Annotated in this window: 17 protein-coding genes; 13 read left to right on the forward strand and 4 right to left on the reverse strand. The window is 56.9% G+C overall.

Annotated elements, in window-relative coordinates; genetic code table 11:
- The first annotated feature begins 496 nt into the window (after positions 1 to 496).
- The 13 genes from ACR0DY_RS11635 to ACR0DY_RS11695 all read left to right on the forward strand — a co-directional run bounded on the left by ACR0DY_RS11635 (position 497) and on the right by ACR0DY_RS11695 (position 14,844).
- The gene (locus tag ACR0DY_RS11635) at positions 497 to 1,297 is read left to right on the forward strand and encodes a transporter substrate-binding domain-containing protein (protein ID WP_480483375.1); all 801 of its coding nucleotides are present in this window, start codon (positions 497 to 499) and stop codon (positions 1,295 to 1,297) included.
- 72 nt (positions 1,298 to 1,369) lie between these two features.
- On the forward strand, positions 1,370 to 2,032 hold the full coding sequence (locus ACR0DY_RS11640) for an amino acid ABC transporter permease (protein WP_209507537.1): 663 nt from the start codon (positions 1,370 to 1,372) through the stop codon (positions 2,030 to 2,032).
- Between the two features lie 11 nt (positions 2,033 to 2,043).
- Complete coding sequence (locus tag ACR0DY_RS11645) at positions 2,044 to 2,706, forward strand: amino acid ABC transporter permease (RefSeq protein WP_480483377.1); 663 nt, start codon at positions 2,044 to 2,046, stop codon at positions 2,704 to 2,706.
- On the forward strand, positions 2,703 to 3,425 hold the full coding sequence (locus ACR0DY_RS11650) for an amino acid ABC transporter ATP-binding protein (RefSeq protein ID WP_480898325.1): 723 nt from the start codon (positions 2,703 to 2,705) through the stop codon (positions 3,423 to 3,425). Before ACR0DY_RS11645 ends, ACR0DY_RS11650 begins: the two co-directional genes overlap by 4 nt.
- A gap of 37 nt (positions 3,426 to 3,462) precedes the next feature.
- Complete coding sequence (locus ACR0DY_RS11655) at positions 3,463 to 4,422, forward strand: dihydrodipicolinate synthase family protein (RefSeq protein ID WP_480483381.1); 960 nt, start codon at positions 3,463 to 3,465, stop codon at positions 4,420 to 4,422.
- The gene (locus ACR0DY_RS11660) at positions 4,413 to 5,345 is read left to right on the forward strand and encodes a 4-hydroxyproline epimerase (RefSeq protein WP_480483384.1); all 933 of its coding nucleotides are present in this window, start codon (positions 4,413 to 4,415) and stop codon (positions 5,343 to 5,345) included. Before ACR0DY_RS11655 ends, ACR0DY_RS11660 begins: the two co-directional genes overlap by 10 nt.
- Positions 5,346 to 5,411: 66 nt before the next feature.
- Positions 5,412 to 6,662 (forward strand): NAD(P)/FAD-dependent oxidoreductase, encoded by a 1,251-nt coding sequence (locus ACR0DY_RS11665; protein WP_480483386.1) that lies wholly within the window; start codon positions 5,412 to 5,414, stop codon positions 6,660 to 6,662.
- 15 nt (positions 6,663 to 6,677) lie between these two features.
- Positions 6,678 to 7,778 carry a cis-3-hydroxy-L-proline dehydratase gene (locus ACR0DY_RS11670; protein WP_480898328.1) on the forward strand — a complete coding sequence of 367 codons (1,101 nt, stop codon included), beginning with the start codon at positions 6,678 to 6,680 and terminating at the stop codon, positions 7,776 to 7,778.
- Between the two features lie 8 nt (positions 7,779 to 7,786).
- Positions 7,787 to 8,812, forward strand: coding sequence for a trans-3-hydroxy-L-proline dehydratase (locus ACR0DY_RS11675; RefSeq protein ID WP_480483390.1), 1,026 nt, complete (start codon positions 7,787 to 7,789; stop codon positions 8,810 to 8,812).
- A 226-nt stretch (positions 8,813 to 9,038) separates the two neighbouring features.
- Positions 9,039 to 9,719 carry a GntR family transcriptional regulator gene (locus ACR0DY_RS11680; RefSeq protein ID WP_480483392.1) on the forward strand — a complete coding sequence of 227 codons (681 nt, stop codon included), beginning with the start codon at positions 9,039 to 9,041 and terminating at the stop codon, positions 9,717 to 9,719.
- A 71-nt stretch (positions 9,720 to 9,790) separates the two neighbouring features.
- Complete coding sequence (locus ACR0DY_RS11685; protein ID WP_480483394.1) at positions 9,791 to 11,305, forward strand: aldehyde dehydrogenase (NADP(+)); 1,515 nt, start codon at positions 9,791 to 9,793, stop codon at positions 11,303 to 11,305.
- 299 nt (positions 11,306 to 11,604) lie between these two features.
- A complete protein-coding gene (locus tag ACR0DY_RS11690) occupies positions 11,605 to 12,579 on the forward strand; it encodes a FecR family protein (RefSeq protein ID WP_480898330.1) in 975 nt (324 codons plus the stop codon).
- A 45-nt stretch (positions 12,580 to 12,624) separates the two neighbouring features.
- A complete protein-coding gene (locus ACR0DY_RS11695) occupies positions 12,625 to 14,844 on the forward strand; it encodes a CHASE2 domain-containing protein (RefSeq protein WP_480898332.1) in 2,220 nt (739 codons plus the stop codon).
- Between the two features lie 83 nt (positions 14,845 to 14,927).
- On the opposite strand, the gene ACR0DY_RS11700 is transcribed toward ACR0DY_RS11695, so the two are convergent.
- From ACR0DY_RS11700 to ACR0DY_RS11715, 4 genes are read right to left on the reverse strand one after another with little or no spacing between them, the layout of a single operon-like run.
- Positions 14,928 to 15,923, reverse strand: a complete 996-nt coding sequence (locus ACR0DY_RS11700; protein ID WP_480483400.1) for an ABC transporter ATP-binding protein — start codon at positions 15,921 to 15,923, stop codon at positions 14,928 to 14,930.
- Complete coding sequence (locus ACR0DY_RS11705; RefSeq protein WP_480483403.1) at positions 15,920 to 16,954, reverse strand: Gfo/Idh/MocA family protein; 1,035 nt, start codon at positions 16,952 to 16,954, stop codon at positions 15,920 to 15,922. Before ACR0DY_RS11705 ends, ACR0DY_RS11700 begins: the two co-directional genes overlap by 4 nt.
- Positions 16,951 to 17,790, reverse strand: coding sequence for a carbohydrate ABC transporter permease (locus ACR0DY_RS11710; protein WP_267366204.1), 840 nt, complete (start codon positions 17,788 to 17,790; stop codon positions 16,951 to 16,953). The genes ACR0DY_RS11705 and ACR0DY_RS11710 overlap by 4 nt, the downstream gene beginning before the upstream one ends.
- Before the next feature lie 12 nt (positions 17,791 to 17,802).
- Positions 17,803 to 18,717 (reverse strand): carbohydrate ABC transporter permease, encoded by a 915-nt coding sequence (locus ACR0DY_RS11715; RefSeq protein WP_267366203.1) that lies wholly within the window; start codon positions 18,715 to 18,717, stop codon positions 17,803 to 17,805.
- Positions 18,718 to 18,742: the final 25 nt, after the last annotated feature.

Below are 18,742 nucleotides of genomic sequence, written 5' to 3' on the forward strand. Positions count from 1 at the left end.
CCTCGGAACCTCTCTGCAGATCTACCAAAGCATCGAAAAACAAATGGGACGAGAAAAACTCAACCAACTCCTCGACCTGCTCGAAGAACTACAAGCCGTCAAAGTCTGACCGAACGCGCATTTGGCTGCGCGGGTCAGCATTGCCGCTTTTCTTTGAAAGACACAGGCTGGAGTTGCCTGGGCGACCGCACACTCCCATCACAAAAGGTATTCCGTCTCAAGCTGAAATCTCCCCAGCCTCTGAGCACAATGCACCTTCACGTTTGACGACGGGCCACGTTCAGCCAAAAACCTCCAACTCCAGTAGCACATGGTGTCAAATCCATTTGGCCGCCAACGAACGAGGGCCTTCCACGCGGGCCAAGTCAGTCATTTCAATCACATCCAAGAGCCACGACACCTTTTGAAAGCTGGCTTTTCCTGCTCAACAAAATACTGGATGTTGGATACAATATCCTCTATAGCTGCGCGTATCGATTGATTCAGGGAGGATCACATGCTCAAGAAACTCGCCGCACTGGCGGCCCTCACCACTATCACCACAGCTCCTGCGATGGCGGACACGCTGGACGATGTCGTAGATCGCGGGACATTGCGCTGCGGAGTTGTGTTGGATTTTCCGCCAATTGGGTATCGCGACGCGAATAACGAACCGGCAGGCTTTGACGTCGAATACTGCAATGATCTGGCCGCCGCACTTGAAGTTGAGGCCGAAATCCTGCCGTTGACCTGGGCCGAACGCCTGCCAGTGATCGTCACCGGACGCGCAGACGTTGTGTTCGGAGCAACCTCGGACAGCCTTGAACGGGCGCGGACGGTGGGCTTTACCATTCCTTACGCCATCTATTATGCGCAGGGTGTCGTGAATGCCGAAAGCGGCATTGAGACCTTCGAGGATATCCGTGGCAAGCGCGTGGCCGCCGCGATCGGCACCGTGCCCGAGCAGGAATGGCTGAAGATCGCCGCCGAATGGGGCGAAGAAGGCAATTACCAGGGCTACCAGTCCGAGAATGAGGTTTTCCTGGCGGTGGCTCAGGGCAAGGCCGATATCGGCATTACCACAAACACTGCCGTGCTGCCGATTACCCAGCAATATGACACTGTTGTTGCCGGCCCTCGCATGCCATGGACCACCGACTACACTTCGGTTGTAGGCAAGCGCGAAGATGTCACCTGGCTGAACTTCCTGAACCTGTTCGTGACCCACCAGGTGCGATCGGGCCGCTATCAGGAGCATTGGGGTAAATATGTCGGCGGCGAAGCGCCTGAGCTGCGCATTCCCGGCGTAATGTACTGACCCTTTCCTACTCCATGCTTTCGTCCGGCTATGGCCGGGCGAAAGGACCGGTAGATTGCGTGAGGAACACCCGTGTTCGACTATAACTTCCATTGGCGGCCGGTGATGAAAAGCCTGCCGGACCTGCTTGAGGCATCGCTGCTGACGATACAGGTTGCCGTGCTGGCAATGGTCCTTGGCATTATCATCGGACTTTGTCTGGCGCTGACGCGGCTGCACCTGAAAGGTCCGCTTTACTGGTTCGCCTCAGCCTGGGTCGAACTGGCGCGCAATACTCCGGCGCTGTTCCAGCTGTTCTTTTTCGGCTTCGGGCTTGGTGCCTTTGGCCTGCATCTATCGCCGTACTTCATCGTGCTGGCCGGGCTGACATTCAATTGCGCCGGTTATCTGGCTGAAAACTTCCGTGGCGGCTTTCAGGCCGTCCCCGAGACACAGCTACGCGCGTCCCGATCGCTGGGCATGACCGCGTGGCAGGCTTACACACGCGTCGTGATTCCGCAGGTGTTTCGCATTGTCTATCATCCGATCACGAACCAGATGGTCTGGGCTGTTCTAATGTCGTCACTGGGTATGCTGGTCGGCTTCCGGGAATTGTCGGGCGAGACCCAGTTCTTTGCCTCGCGCACTTTCCGAATCTTTGAATATTTCGCCGTCACCGCGGTCATTTATTACGTGATCGTCAAAATCATCCTGCTTGCCTCGCGCCTGCTGGCGTCCCGGCTTTTCCGCTACTGAAGGAGGCACAGATGCAACCCACTGTCAGCTTTTTCAGCGGCTTCAACATCAACGATCTGTGGTTTCTGGGCGAAGCCGCGCTGCGAACGCTCTGGATTTCAGTGCTTTCGATTTCCATTGGAACGGTTTTTGGCGTGGTGTGCGGTTGGCTTCTGTACGAGGGCAAACTGGCAGCGACCCTGACGTTGGCTCCGGTTCTGGATATTTTCCGGTCGGTCCCTCTGATCATCCAGCTGGTGCTGTTTTACAACTTTGCACCTATTGTCGGGCTCAATCTGGACCCGTTTGCCTCGGGCGTGGTGATCCTGTCCATCTACACGGCAGCACTGGTTGCGAATGTGGCGCGCGGCGGGATTGAAGCCGTTGGTGATCCGATGCGCCGCGCCGCGCGCAGCCTGGGCATGACCTATTGGCAGGATCTGCGATATGTCGTCTTCCCGATCGGAGGGCGCGCGGTGTTCCCTGCATGGGTCGGGGTCGCGCTGGGTGTGATGAAAGACAGCGCGCTGGTCTCGGTTCTGGGCTATGTTGAACTGCTGAAAGCCAGCCAGATCCTGATCACCCGCACGCAGGAACCATTCCTGATCCTGACAATCGCTGGCGCGTTCTATTTCGCGCTCAGCTATCCGATTTCGCGGTATTCCGCGTCGCTAGAAAAAAGGTGGGCCCAATGATCGAAATTCGCGACCTGCACAAATATTTCGGATTGCTGCATGTGCTGAAAGGTATCGATCTGGATGTGCAGAAAGGAGAAGTTCTGTCGGTGATCGGTGCGTCAGGCTCCGGCAAATCGACCCTTCTCTATTGCATCAACGCGCTGGAACCGATCCAGCAGGGATCGGTCAGGGTTGATGGCATTGATGTTCATGCAAAAGGCACCGACATCAACAAGCTGCGCACAAAGCTGGGGATGGTGTTCCAGCAATGGAACAGCTTTCCGCATCTGACAGCACTGGAAAACGTTGCGTTGGCCCCGAAGATTGTCAAAGGCAAGTCGAGAGACGAGGCGCGTGACATTGCCGCAAAGCAGTTGACCCATGTAGGGTTGGGCGAAAAGCTGAACGTCTTCCCCTCGGCCTTATCGGGTGGTCAGCAGCAGCGTCTTGCCATTGCCCGCGCGCTGGCGATGGAGCCGGAATACATGCTGTTTGACGAAGCAACCTCGGCGCTGGATCCTGAACTGGTGGGCGAAGTTCTCGACACGATGCGGCTTTTGGCCGAAGAAGGGATGACGATGATTTGCGTCACGCATGAGATGGGTTTCGCTCGTGATGTATCAGACCGGGTTGCTTTTTTTCATCAGGGCGTGATGGAAGAGATCGGCCCGCCCGCCCAGATTTTTAACGAAGCCCAATCTGAACACACCCGCAAATTCCTGGCGAATGTGCGATAAAAGCCCCCGCCCCAAAACAATTAGGAAGGTTACCTTCATGTCCCAGAATATCTTCACCGGCACCATGCCAGCCCTGATGACCCCCTGCAAACCGGACCGGACACCGGATTTTGACGCGCTGGTGAAAAAGGGCAAGGAAATGATCGCAGCGGGTATGTCTGCCGTGGTCTATTGCGGCTCGATGGGCGACTGGCCTCTCTTGTCGGATGCCGAACGGATGGAAGGTGTCGAACGTCTGATCGCGGCCGGACTGCCCGTTGTCGTCGGCACAGGTGCGATAAATTCGAAATCCGCCGTGGCGCTTGCCGCGCATGCGCAAAAGGTTGGAGCGGCAGGGCTTATGGTGATCCCGCGTGTATTGTCGCGTGGATCGTCCATCGCGGCGCAGCGTAATCATTTCAAAGCGATCCTGTCGGCCGCACCTGATATTCCGGCAATCATCTATAACAGCCCGGTTTACGGCTTCGCGACGCGCGCCGATCTGTTCCTGGAATTGCGCGCAGATCATCCCAACCTGGTTGGGTTCAAGGAATTCGGTGGCAAAAGCGATCTGCGCTATGCGGCGGAACACATTACCTCGAAGGATGATCAGGTTACACTGATGGTTGGTGTGGACACCGAGGTCTACCATGGCTTCGTCAATTGCGGCGCCACCGGTTCGATCACAGGGATTGGCACTGCCCTGCCGAAAGAAGCACTGCTGCTGGCTGCCCTGTGCCAGAAAGCGGCGGCCGGTCATGCCGAAGCGCGCCTGCGCGCGCGGGAACTGGAAGAGGCCTTTGGTGTGCTGGCCAGCTTTGACGAGGGCACCGATCTGGTGCTGTATTACAAACACCTGCTGGTCCTGAACGGCGAAGAGGAATACCGTTTGCACTTCAACGAAACCGACGAGTTGACAGATGCCCAGCGCAACTATTGCGAACAGCAATACGACCTGTTCCGCACTTGGTTTACTGATTGGTTCGGCCAGGGCGGAGTCATTGCTGAATGCATGTGATTGACAGTCACACAGGAGGAATGCCTACGCGGGTGATCCTCGACGGCGGCCCCGATCTGGGGTCCGGCCCGCTGGCCGAGCGTGCACGACGCTTGGCCAGCGAGCATGAGGTGTTCTACAAATCCATCTTGCTGGAGCCGCGTGGGCAGCCCGGAATGGTGGGGGCGCTTCTGGTCGCGCCCGAAGATCCAGGGTGTGAGACCGGCGTGATCTATTTTGATGCGGATGCAGTTCTTGGCATGTGCGGGCATGGCACCATCGGTCTGGGCGTCACTCTGGCACATATGGGCAGAATCCGGCCGGGCACGCATCGGGTTGAAACTCCGGTCGGTGTCGTCTCGGTGGATTTACTGGACGCCAATACCGTACGCGTCACAAATGTCGAGAGCCGTCGCGTGCGGGCAGCAGTGCAGATTGAGGTTGGCGGCTATGGGTCGATAACCGGCGATCTTGCCTTTGGCGGAAATTGGTTCTTCATTGTTGATCCCAGCCCAATCCCGGTGAACCCGGGAAACATTCGGGCGATGACCGATCTGACCATCACCATACGCGAAGCCTGCATCGCACAGGGCGTGCATGGCGAAAACGGAGAACTGGTCGACCATGTGATCCTTCAGGATCAATCCCCCAACAAGGATGTTCACAGCCGCAACTTTGTACTGTGCCCGGACAATCAATATGACCGGTCGCCCTGCGGTACCGGCAGTTCGGCGCGCCTCGCCTGTCTGGCGGCAAACGGGGTGCTGGAAGCAGGGGAAGAGATTGTGCAGGAAAGCGTGATCGGCAGCCCCTACGTGCTGAGCTACCAACCCGGCCCGAACGGGGGTGTCATTCCCACCCTGACCGGGCAGGCGCATATCATGTCGGAAGGCAGGTTGGTTTTCGCGCCGAATGATCCGTTCCGTGATGGCATCGCGCTTTGAAGTCAAGGCCGGGGACAGACGCTGTCCGGTCCCCGACCCCGTACCACTATTTGAGAACCTGTAACCATGCAGCATGACACCAAGACGGACATAGTTGTGATCGGTGCTGGCATCATTGGCATCAGCGCTGCGCTAGAGTTGCAAAAGCGGGGAAGGCAGGTGCTTGTGCTGGACCGTGAAGGCGTTGCAGCCGAGGCGTCAAAGGGCAATGCCGGGGCCTTTGCCTTTACAGATATCGTGCCGCTTGCAACGCCTGGGATCATGCGCAAAGCGCCAAAATGGCTGCTTGATCCGTTGGGGCCTTTGTCGATCCCGCCCGCTTATGCGCTGAGTATTGCACCGTGGATGCTCCGGTTCTGGCGGGCCAGTTGGCGCGATCGTTATGCAGCCTCACTATCCGCACAAGCCGCGCTGATGAACCACAGCCGTGCGGCGCTGGAGCGTCAGATCGAGCATGTAGACGGCGAGGCGCTGATGCAGCGCGAAGGCCAGTTGCAGTTGTTCGAGAGTGAGGGCGAATTCCGTGCCAGCCTGCCCACCTGGAACCTGCGCAAGGACCATGGCATCCCGTTTGATCTTCTGGACAGCCCGGATGCTATTGCCGAAATTCAGCCCGGGCTGAACCGGCGATTTACCCATGCGGGTTTTACCTCGACATGGATGAATACCGTCGACCCTGCCCGCTGGACCGAGCATCTGGCGGCACAGTTCATCGCGCGCGGTGGGCAGGTAAAGATCGCAGGGATCACGGCACTGAAACCAACCGATGACGGCGTGCGCCTTGACACGGACAACGGCGACATTTCGGCAGGTCAGGTGATTGTTGCCGCCGGAGCCTGGTCACACCAGCTGGCCAAGACCCTGGGGGATCATATCCCGCTTGAGACCGAGCGGGGTTATAACACGACCCTGCCCGAAGGCGCTTTTGACCTGCGCACTCATCTGACCTTTGGGGGGCATGGGTTTGTGGTAACCCGGATCAACGGCGGCGTGCGCATCGGCGGTGCAGTCGAACTGGGTGGATTGAAGCTGGCCCCGAATTACCGGCGCGCTGACACGTTGCTGGCCAAGGCCGGGCGCTTCATGCCAGACCTGAACCTGGAAGGCGGCACGCAATGGATGGGCTTTCGCCCATCACTGCCTGACAGCCTGCCAGTGATTGACCGATCTTCGCGCGCACCACACGTACTTTATGCCTTTGGCCATGGTCATCTGGGGCTGACCCAATCCGCAGGCACGGCCGAACTGGTGGCCGATCTGGTCACTGACGCCAAGCCGGTGCTCGATATGTCACCTTTCTCATCCACACGCTTCTAATCTGGAGAACACCTTATGAAAATCACCGGGCTGAACGTATATCAGGTGGATCTGCCGCTGAAAGAAGGCCGCTATAGCTGGTCCAACGGCAATTTTGTCGAAGTGTTTGACAGCACCGTTCTGGAAATCATCACAGATGAAGGGTTGAAGGGCTATGCCGAATGCTGCCCGCTTGGCTCGGCCTATCTGCCGTCTTTTGCGCTCGGCGTCCGGGCCGGGCTGGCAGAGCTGGCCCCGCATTTGATCGGGCAGGACCCACTGAATATCGGTCAGATCAACCGTACGATGGATGCGGCCTTGCGGGGTCATCCCTATGCTAAGGCTCCGGTGGATATTGCCTGCTGGGATCTGCTGGGCAAGGCCACGGACCAGCCGCTTTACACATTGCTGGGGGGCGCTGCGCAGGATGATGTGGTGCTTTATCGCGCGATCAGTCAGGAAGCTCCCGAGATCATGGCCAAAAAGATCGAAGGCTATGCTGCCGAAGGCTACACCAAGTTTCAGCTCAAGGTGGGTGGCGAGGCCAATGACGACATCGACCGTATCCACGCCACCCGCGCCGTTCTGAAAAAGACGGACCTGCTTGTAGCAGACGCCAATACCGGCTGGACCCGGCAGGAGGCCGCACGCGTGGTGGGCGCGATTTCGGGTCTGGATGTCTATGTGGAACAGCCTTGCCTGACCTATGAGGAATGCGTGTCGATCCGCCGCCGCACCGCGTTGCCTTTCGTGATGGACGAGGTGATCGACACTCCCAACACGCTGGTCCGCGGCATTGCCGAAGACGCGATGGATGTGATCAACCTGAAGATCTCGAAAGTCGGAGGGTTGACCAAAGCCCATCTTATGCGGGACCTGTGCGTGGCGCACGGCATCCCCATGACGATCGAAGACACCTGGGGTGGTGACATCACCACCGCAGCCATTGCACATCTGGCCCGTTCAACGCCGTCCGAGTTCACATTCTCTGCCACGGATTTCAACTCTTACGGCACCGTGGACATTGCCGAGGGTGCGCCAAAGCGTGTCAACGGCCGGATGACCGCACCCGCCCGTCCGGGTCTGGGTGTTACACCGATTTTCGACGCTCTGGGCGAGCCTGTCGCACAATATTGAGAGATCCGATGCGGAGCAGCAAAACCGTTCATGTCATTTCAGCCCACGCAGAAGGTGAAGTCGGGGATGTTATCGTTGGGGGCGTTGCCCCGCCACCAGGCGACACCTTGTGGGAACAGCGCAGCTTTGTCGCGGGCGACCAGACGCTGCGCAACTTCGTTCTGAACGAACCTCGGGGCGGTGTTTTCCGTCATGTCAATCTTCTGGTGCCCCCGAAACACCCCAAGGCCGACGCGGCCTTTATCATTATGGAACCCGAAGACACACCGCCGATGTCGGGTTCGAACTCGATCTGTGTTTCAACCGTATTGCTGGATGGCGGGGTCATTCCGATGCAAGAACCAGAAACTCATATGGTGCTTGAGGCCCCGGGCGGGCTGGTTCATGTGCGGGCGGAATGCAGCGGTGGCAAAGCGCAACGCATTTTCGTGCAGAACCTGCCCAGCTTTGCCGACAAACTGTCCGTCCCACTTGAGGTACCCGGATTGGATACGATCATGGTTGATACCGCCTATGGGGGTGACAGTTTTGTCGTGGTCGATGCACAGGCGTTGGGATTCGAGATTGTCGAACATGAGGCCCGTGACATTGCCCGATTGGGGGTGAAGATCACCAATGCAGCCAATGAACAGCTTGGGTTTTCGCATCCTGAAAACCCGGATTGGGACCATATCTCATTCTGTGCTTTCTGCGGCCCGATCAGCGAGACCGAAACCGGATTGACCGGCAAATCTGCCGTGGCGATCCAACCCGGCAAGGTTGATCGGTCGCCTACAGGTACAGCGGTTTCCGCGCGCATGGCGCTGATGGCAGCAAAAGGGTTGATGTCGTTGGGTCAGACGTTCGAGGCGGTCTCGATCATCGGATCACGGTTCACCGGTCGGATTGTCGATACCACCGAAGTGGCGGGCCGTGCCGCGATTGTCCCCGAAATCAGTGGGCGCGGCTGGATCACCGGCATTCACCAACACATGCTTGACCCGGATGACCCCTGGCCTGGCGGGTATCGCTTGTCGGACACTTGGGGCGTCTGACTAAACAGTGCATTGGCCGTGCCCACTCTCAGGGACAGGCAGTTACAGAAGTTTCCATTCGCTCTTGGTCTTACCGTGTTGTCTCAGCAGGGTTGAATCACCATGGATATTGGATGCATTATCAAGCGGAGTGTCCTAAATCAGCTTTCTGGGTGGCCGAGTCGCGGCTCAGCTTGGAATAACGCCAGTAACCGGTAGCTGTACCCAAACAAGTGGCAGGAAAGATATGGCAGGAAAGCGCGCGATAACCAAGCAAAGCCTACCAGATGTCATCGCGAACGATCTTCGTGAACGTATTCTGAACGGTGAACTTGCCGAAGGTGAAGCTATTCGTCAGGAAGCTCTGGCCGAAGAATACGACGTATCTCGGATGCCCATCCGCGAAGCCCTAAAGCGTCTGAACGCTGAAGGCCTGATTCAATGGGCCAATAATCGGGGCGGATCAGTTACCAAGCACTCATTGAACGAGATTGGAGAAATATTCGACCTTCGAATGCTTATTGAAGTCGATCTTTTCCGCAGAGCCATTCCGCAGATGACATCTGCCGACTTTGCACGATGCAACGAGATATTGACGCAGATGGAAGCGTCTTATGACGAGAATGACGTCAGCAAGTGGGGGATCCTGAACTACCAATACCACTCCGCCCTTTACGCGGCGTCGCAGAGGAAACTGACGAATGAATTGCTGGACCGCGTCAATCTGCAATCAGACCGCTATGTCCGAATGCATTTGAGCGTGATGAAGCAGCGGGAACCCGCGAAAAAAGAGCATCGAGAGCTGTTGAAACTGGCGCAAGCAGGGAACGTTGACGAAGCCTGTAACATGCTGATGCGGCACATCCGGCGAACAAAGGAACAGCTGCTGGAGATGATCGTAGCAAAACGCGCCATGGAGGAGACCTAACAGGGCGCTTGATTGTCTCTCTTAATTGGATACATTATCCATAGCTTCAGAATCGTAAATATGGAACCTTCATGACCTGCTCCCCCCATGGTAAGCACCTCATCGCTGGAAACTGGCTTTCAGGTGACACGTTTTTTCAGTCACAGCCCGCTTTTGGACCGTCACACAGTTTTTCGGTGGGGCGCCTTCAGGATGTTGATGCGGCTGCGGAAGCTGCCGAAGAAGCGTTCTGGAGCTATGGTTTTTCGACCCGGGAAGACCGCGCGGCATTTCTGAATACCATCGCGGATGAGATCGAAGCCCGCGCCGAGGCGATTACTGAAATCGGTTCGCAGGAAACCGGCCTGCCCGAGGCCCGTCTGCAAGGAGAGCGGGGTCGCACATCGGGCCAACTTCGCTTGTTTGCCACTCATATTCTGAGTGGTGAGTATCTGGATCGGCGCCACGACAGCCCGTTGCCAGACCGCTCGCCGCTGCCGCGCCCGGATCTGAAAATGATCCAGCGCCCTATTGGCCCTGTCGCCGTATTCGGTGCTTCGAATTTCCCTTTGGCCTTTTCAACCGCAGGCGGTGACACCGCGGCCGCCTTGGCTGCTGGGTGCCCCGTTGTCGTAAAAGGGCACAGCGCCCATCCGGGCACCGGTGAGATCATAGCCGAGGCCATACATTCTGCCATCGAACGCTGCAAAATTCATCCCGGTGTTTTCAGTCTGATTCAGGGGGGTGACCGGACAGTAGGTTCCGCTTTGGTGCAACACCCGCTGATCAGGGCTGTCGGGTTCACTGGCTCATTGGCTGGTGGTCGGGCACTGTTCGATCTGTGTGCCGCGCGTCCTGAACCAATCCCGTTTTTCGGTGAACTTGGCTCGGTCAACCCGATGTTCATTCTCGATGCTGCGCTGACGAACCGGGGCGACAACATTGCTCAGAACTGGGCTGGGTCGCTGACCATGGGCGCAGGCCAGTTCTGTACCAACCCCGGGGTCGCCGTAATGCTGGCGGGTGCAGCAGCGGACCGCTTCGCTGAGACCGCGCGAACCGCCCTGTCAGAGACACCCGCGCAAACCATGCTGACCGACGGCATCGCCGACGCTTATCGAGCCGGTCAGGCAAGGATCGCCAATATAGCAGATGTGCAGGAGGTTCTGAGCTCGATGTGTGATCAACGCACCGCGTCCCCTTACCTGTATCGCACCAATGCTGTGAACTGGCTGGCAAACGAAACCCTTGGTGAAGAGGTTTTTGGCCCGTTGGGGGTTATCGTAACTGCCGAAACGCCTGAAGAAATGCGGGCCGTCGCGCACAGTCTGCAAGGTCAGCTGACCTGCACCCTGCATATGGATGATGCGGACATGGACACCGCGCGTTCCCTGATGCCGATCCTCGAGCGCAAGGCCGGGCGTGTGCTGGCCAATGGCTTTCCCACGGGCGTCGAGGTCTGCGACAGTATGGTGCATGGCGGCCCCTACCCCGCTTCGACCAATTTCGGTGCTACCTCTGTCGGCACATTGTCAATCCGGCGGTTTTTAAGACCCGTGTGTTACCAGAACATGCCGGACGCATTGTTGCCAGAACAGTTCCTCTGAATTTTCGGCTAAACACACCCAAAACGTCATGGCTCATCGCGGGGCAAGCGATGAGCCGGGTGCCCAATGCTCTCATTTGATGGAGGCTACACTTTGGCCTGTTAAGTGGGGAGGCTCACGTCGGCCTTAACGCAGAAATTCACGATCAAAAAATCTCTTGCTACAAATACATGCCATAATGCATATTTATTGTTAGCATTTTTGACTATTTGAATAAGAATAACACATTTCTTGGGGGCAAAAATCGAGCTTGGCGCGCTTCGCGCTTACTTAGACCCGTGGGGGGAAGGGGCTCTGGTTTGACTTGGTTAAAGATTGTGTTGGTTGTATTTGTTGTTGCGCTCATGCCAGCGCAAGCCCTTGCCAACATCGGGACAGTTATCAGCGCCAAGCAAGGCGCTCAGATCATTCGCGCCGGAAACGCACAGCCTGTCATTTCAGGAATGGATGTGGTGTCGGGCGATACGATTTCTACAGACCACAGCGGTTTGGTGCAGATCGTATTTGTGGATGAAACCAAAATTGCCGTAGGCCCCAATGCGCATATGGTTTTGGATGTGACCATGCTGCGCGGCAACCGAAAGGCCAAAAGCTTTGCCGTGCAGGCCTTGGGCGGCAGCTTTCGATTCATTTCAGGCAAAAGCAGAAAAAGAGCCTATTCGATCAAGACCCCGACAGCGACAATGGCAGTTCGTGGCACAACCTTCGATATGTGGGTCGTATCACAAACCCAAAGCGCAATGCTTGTCCTGCACGGAACTGTTCAAATGTGCAGTGCACAAGGGTCTTGCAGGTCCACAGGCCGCGTGTGCAGCATGTATGCCACCGGTGGAGGCGGAACAGTCGGGCGGCCCGCTGATCAGGCACAGTACGATCAAGCACTGAAAGAGGGATTCCCATTTATTCAGTCGCAGGAAGGCCTTCTGCCTCCTTTGCAGGTACGGGTTGAGGGATGTTCTGGCGAAGGCGCGCCCGTGCAGCAGGCCAAAGTCGACAGGGCCGATTTTCGCAGAACTGCGCCCCAGCCGCGCCCAGTCAGCGTCGCAGCGCCGCCAGCACCTCCGTCAAACCCAGAGCCAGAAGTAGAACCAGAACCGGAGCTGGAAGAACCAGAACCAGAACCGGAACCGGAGCCAGAAGAACCGGAACCGGAACCGGAACCGGAAGAGCCTGATCCGGAAGAGCCTGAACCGGAACCCGAAGAACCTGATCGAGAGGAACCAGGTCAGGAAGATCCAGAGCAGCAAGAATCAAATAGTGAGCTGTTCCGGTAGCGATGTCGAAAAAGCGGAAATGGACTCACTTGTCCGGGGAACGACATGAGCGACGAAAAGCGCAAAACCAGGACAGGGAAATGGGCGTTCCGCCTTGTCGGATTGTGTCTGATCCTGGTGGGTTGTTTCATCCGAGTCATGGATCCTTATCCTGTGCGAATGACCCGTCTGATCTATTTCGACGTTCTGCAAAGGTCGTCTCCGCGAGAGTTCAATCCTGACCTCCCCATCCGGGTTGTAGATATCGACGAAGCCTCTCTGGCCAATTGGGGGCAATGGCCCTGGCCCCGAACACTGGTGGCGCAGATGGTTCAAAATCTGGGTGAATACGGTGCTGCGGCCATCGCGTTTGATATGTTGTTCGCTGAACCTGACCGGTTTTCGCCCTCGCGTCTTCTGAACGATCCATCTTTGGCAGGGGTCCTCACAGTGGAACGCCACGCTCAGAAGCTCGATAACGATGTCTTGCTTGGGATGGAAATCGCCTATTGGCCAGTCGTTCTTGGGACTGCCGCACGATTGTCGGCGGAAGGAAACCCCATCACTGCAAAAGCAGGTATCATTGAGTTCGGGGAAAATCCCGCCGCGGGTCTAATTTCAGTTCCTCATTGGACGCCAATCGCGCCCCCTTTGGACCGGACCGCTGCGGGTATTGGTGGGGTCAACGTCTCGCCCATCGGCGGAACCGGTATCATGCGCCGTGTGCCGGTTCTTTGGCGCGGGCCGGACGGGCTGTTGCCGGGTCTGTCAATTGAAGCCCTGAGAGTTGCCTTGGGTGAAACCAATATCGTAGCCGAAGGTGCGCAAGACGAAACAGGCATCATGTTGGCGGTTGAGGTCGGGGGATACCGTATACCAACGACAGAAAACGGCGAGATTTGGCTGAGATACCGGCAGGATGCGCCCGAACTGTACATCTCGGCCAGCGATATCCTCAAAAGCTCGGATGATGCGGATGTTCGGGCGGAAGTTGAGGGGCGGATCATCCTGATCGGAACGTCGGCCGCCGGTTTATTCGATATGCATCAGACAGCGCTTGGAGAGAGCGTTCCCGGCGTTTCAATTCATGCTCAGGTGCTGGAACAGGTCCTGACCAACGAAATGCTAAGCCGTTCGGACGTGACCGCAGCGCAGGAAATGCTTGCCTTCGCCTTTCTCGGGCTTGTCGTGATTGCCGTCATGTCCAGTTTTGGTGCGGTTGCATCTTTCATTGCAGGCGGTGTCGCCGCCGCTGCCGTTCTGACAATCAGTTGGCTGGTTTTTCAAAACCAGTCGGTACTGTTCGACGCCACATTTCCGCTTGTCGGTGGCATAGCAAATTTCGGGCTGCTGGCAGGATATCTTTTCCTGTCTACCGAACGGGAAAAGCGCAAAATCCGGAAAGTCTTCTCTCATTACGTCGCCCCGGAAATCCTTGATGAGATGGAAGCCACCGGGCATCAGCTGCATTTGGGAGGAGAGACGCAGGATATCACGGTGATGTTTTCCGACATCCGGGGTTTCACACCTCTGTCTGAATCCGCATCTGCCACCGAGCTGGTCTCACTGCTGAATGCGCTTTTTTCCAGTATCGGCGATCAGATACTGGCTGAACGGGGAACCATCGACAAGTTTATCGGCGACGCCGTTATGGCGTTCTGGAATGCGCCTCTGCCTGTCGCTGACCACCCGTGCCGGGCTTCATTAGCCGCGCTGAAAATGCGGCGAGCTTTGGCAGAGTTCAATGAATCCGACATCATGCGAAACCGCCCCCCTATCGCGCTGGCAACGGGGCTTGCCACCGGGCAGGCCTGCGTCGGCAATATCGGCTCGCAGAAACGGTTCAACTACACGGTTATCGGTGACGTCGTGAATGTCTCAGCACGGATCGAACAATGCTGTCGAACAGTCGACTATGACATCGTCGTTTCCAACGGTGTCCATGAAATCACGAATGGGGAGCTGGCCATGTTAGAGGCCGGGCATGTTGATCTGAAAGGCAAAGCCAACCCGGAACCCGTCTTTGTTTTGGTGGGCGATCAGGCCCTGTTGCAAACAGCGGCATTCCAGGATCTCAGGGCTGCACATGCGGAGCTGATTTTGGCGATCACAAATCGACATCCAAACAGCTTGGTCAAGACCTTGTGCCTACAGTGCGAAAATCTGGCTGAAGACATCGAGCCCGGCTTGCGTCAGTTCTACAGGGCGCTGCCCGGTCGTGCCGCTGACTTCCGGTCGAACCTACCATCCGGGCAATTTATGTTCACACGCCACAATCTTGGTTAACCAGTCACGTTTTCCGGCGCTTGCCCTCTTTGGGTCACGCTCACACCGGAACAAACTGATGCAAGACGGGCTGAAAATTATCGTTACTGTAATCTCTGCCCGTCATTCCCGAAGTAATATGCACGGTTGGGATCAAATCCGAATTGTACATCGTCACCTGGGGCAATTGCGTGCTGGCCAAACAATCGGACCGTGATTGGCACATTGCTGGTTTGCAGAATGACATTGGTATCACCGCCCAACTGCTCAACATGCGAAACGGTGCCGGCGATCGGTCCGCCGCTTTCCAGGCGGATGTCCTCCGGGCGCAACCCCAGTTCGCGCGCATCGCCCGGGGTCAGGTTGTCCGCAGGCAGAAAATTCATGGACGGTGAACCAAGAAAGCCCGCGACAAAGCGGTTTGCCGGGTTGTTGTACAGCTCCATCGGGCTGCCGACCTGTTCCACCCGTCCGTCGCGCAGCACCACAATCTTGTCGGCCAGTGTCATCGCTTCTGTCTGATCGTGCGTGACATAAATCATCGAGGCCGAGAGTTGCCTGTGCAGATTTGCGATCTCGATCCGGGTGTTCATGCGCAAAGCAGCATCAAGATTGGAGAGCGGTTCGTCGAACAGGAACAGCTTGGGTTGGCGCACGATGGCGCGACCGATGGCAACACGCTGGCGCTGCCCCCCCGACAGTTCGGATGGGTAGCGGTCAAGATAGGGCTCCAACCCCAGCATCCGGCTCGCCTCCGCGACCCGCTCGTCGATCACGGCTTTCGGCTGGCGTTCCTGTTTCAGGGCAAGGGTCAGGTTGCCGCGTACATTCAGGTGCGGATAAAGCGCGTAACTCTGGAACACCATGGCGATGCCACGTTTCGAGGGCGGGGTCAGATTGACCTGCTCGCCAGCAATTCTGATCTCACCCGATGTCGCGTCTTCAAGCCCTGCAATAACGCGCAGAAGAGTGGACTTACCGCATCCGGAGGGACCGACAAAAACCACAAACTCGCCGTCCTCAACCTCAAGATTGATGTCCTTCAGGACCTCTACATTGCCAAAGGATTTGTGAATGTTTTTCAGTGAAAGGGCGGTCATTGGCGGGTCTCCTCAAGAGAAACGGGTTGGCCAGTGCGGATGCTCTGATCAGCGGCCAGGCAGATGGCAAGGGATTGTACGGCGTCGGACATATGGCGGGTCAGGTCGATATCCTCGGCGATGGCGCGCAGCATATAGGCTTGTTCAGCATCGCACAGTTCCTGATGGCCGGGCTCATCAGGCATGTCGATAATCCTGTCGCCCTGCGGCGTGTGAACCAGAAGGCCACCAACCTTGGTGTGACCATCGATGTCCGCTGACGCGCCCTTGTTTCCGTCGGTAATCGAAACAGACCCGTTGGGCGACACGATGTCCTTCACGAAAAACGCGGTTTCGGACATCATCGGACCCCAACCAGCCTCGTACCACCCGACCGAACCGTCGTCGAACACGACCTGAAACTGGCCGTAATTGTACATGTCAGGCGCGATTTCATCCGACAGGCGCAGACCCATGCCATGAACGCGAAGGGGGTTTGCGTCGGTGATCTGGCACATCACATCGACATAGTGCACACCGCAATCCACGATGGGCGACGTGGTCTGCATCAGGGCCTTGTGCGTCTCCCACTCAGAGCCCGAGGATTGTTGATTCAGGTTCAGACGGAACACATAGGGGCCACCCAGAGTGCGAGCCTCGGCGATCAGACGCATCCAGGATGGGTGGTGGCGCAGGATATAGCCCACCACCAGCTTACGGTTTAGCCGCGTTGCTGTTTCGACCACACGCTGCGCATCGGCAACGTTGGTGGCGAGCGGTTTTTCGACAAACACATGCGCACCCGCCTCCATCGCGGCGCAGGCGTAATCCGCGTGACTGTCCGAGTAGGTCGCAATCACAACCAGATCGGGTTTGGTTTCGGTCAGAGCGGCCTCAAAACTTGAATACACCGGATAGCGCGTCAGATCAGGGTGATCTACGCGGCCGGATCGGTTCACCAACCCGACAATCTGCGCGTCCGGGTGATGGAGATGTGCCAACGCATGGCTCAGCCCCATGTTCCCAAGGCCTGCGATCAGGACGCGGGTCATTTCACCGCTCCTGACGTGATGCCGCGAATGAGCTGTCGCGAGAAGATCACATAGAGGATCAGCACCGGCAGGATCGCCATTGAAAGGGCTGACAGGACCGCGTTCCAGTCTGTCACAAACTGACCGATGAAGACCTGGCTTCCCAGCGTCAGTGTCTTGGTCTCTTCCGCGGGGGCCAAGATCAGCGGAAACCACAGATCGTTCCAGATCGGGATCATGTTGAATACGGCAACCGTTGCCATTGCCGGACGCACCAGCGGCAACACAAGCCGAAAGAAGATTGTGTATTCACTAAGGCCGTCAATGCGGCCCGCATTCTTGAGGTCGTCACTCACCTGTTTCATGAACTCACTGAGGATGAACACCGCCAAGGGCAGGCCCTGCGCCGTATAGACAAGGATCAGCGCCCACAGGGTGTTCACCAGCCCGGTCGCCACCATCATTTCCAGGATGGCCACAGTGCCGATGCGGATCGGGATCATGATTCCAAGCGCCAGGTACAGACCCATAAGCATGTTGCCCTTGAACCGGTACTCACTCAGCGCATAAGCCGCCATTGCGCCAAACAGCAGGACCAAAGTCAGGGATGCAACGGTCACAATCAGAGAGTTTTGGAAATAAAGGAAGAAATCCCCCTGTTTCATCACTGTCTGATACCCGATCATCGAAAAACTGTCGGCATCGGGCAGCGCCAGCGGTTCGCGAAAGATCGCCTTGCGGGTCTTGAAGCTGTTGATCAGGATCACGAAAACCGGAAACAGTGCGATCAGCGTATAGAAGATCAGTGCACCATGCATCGCGAAGGTGTTTAGCGGGTTGGAGCGGGCCTTGTTCATGTCATCTGCTCCTTACAGCTGGTACCGGCGCATCCGGGTCTGGATGCCGAAAAGGTAGACACAGACACCCAGCAGGATGATTGCAAACATCGCACCAGCGATGGCCGAACCCATATGCGGATCACCCAATTGCAGCTGGAAGCCAAAGAATGTGCGATACATGAAGGTGCCAAGAATATCGGTCGAGAAGTCAGGCCCCGCCAGAGCGCCCTGTGCAGCATAGATCAGATCGAAGGCGTTGAAATTGCCGACAAATGTCAGAATTGAGATGATCCCGATCGAGGGCAGGATCAGCGGCAGCTTGATTTTCCAAAAGGCACTTGTACCGGTGATGCCATCCACTTCCCCGGCTTCCAGGATTTCCTCAGGGATCGATAGCAAGGCCGCGTAAATCAGCATCATTGGGATACCGACAAACTGCCAGACCGAAATCAGCGCCAGAGTGGTCAAAGCGTATTCCTCCTTTCCCAACCACGGGGCAAAGAGGGATTTCAACCCAACCGCATCCAGCATCGAAGGAGCGATGCCCCAGATGGGCGACAGGATCAGTTTCCATGCAAATCCGACGATCACAAAGCTCAGGATTGTCGGAATGAAGATCGCCGACCGATAGAGCACCGCAAATCGCAGGCGCGGATGGCTGAGCAGCGCTGCCAGCGCGATGCCGATGGGGTTCTGCACCAGCATGTGAATCAGAAAGAACCAGAAATTGTTGCCCAGCGCATTCCAGAACTGTTCCGACCAGATCGGATCGAAAAACAGCGTTTGAAAGTTCTGCAGTCCAACAAAAACGCGGCTCTGGTCGACCTCAGAGTAAAGGGCCAGACGGAGCGTGTTGAACAGGGGAAAGATCATCACCGCTGTGTAGACAAGCACGGCTGGTGCCAGAAACACGACGATATGCCAGCGGATGCGGGGGCGGGTCATGGGGAGCGCTTTCAATGGAATGCCA

The sequence above is a fragment of the Ruegeria sp. O6 genome (assembly GCF_056535045.1).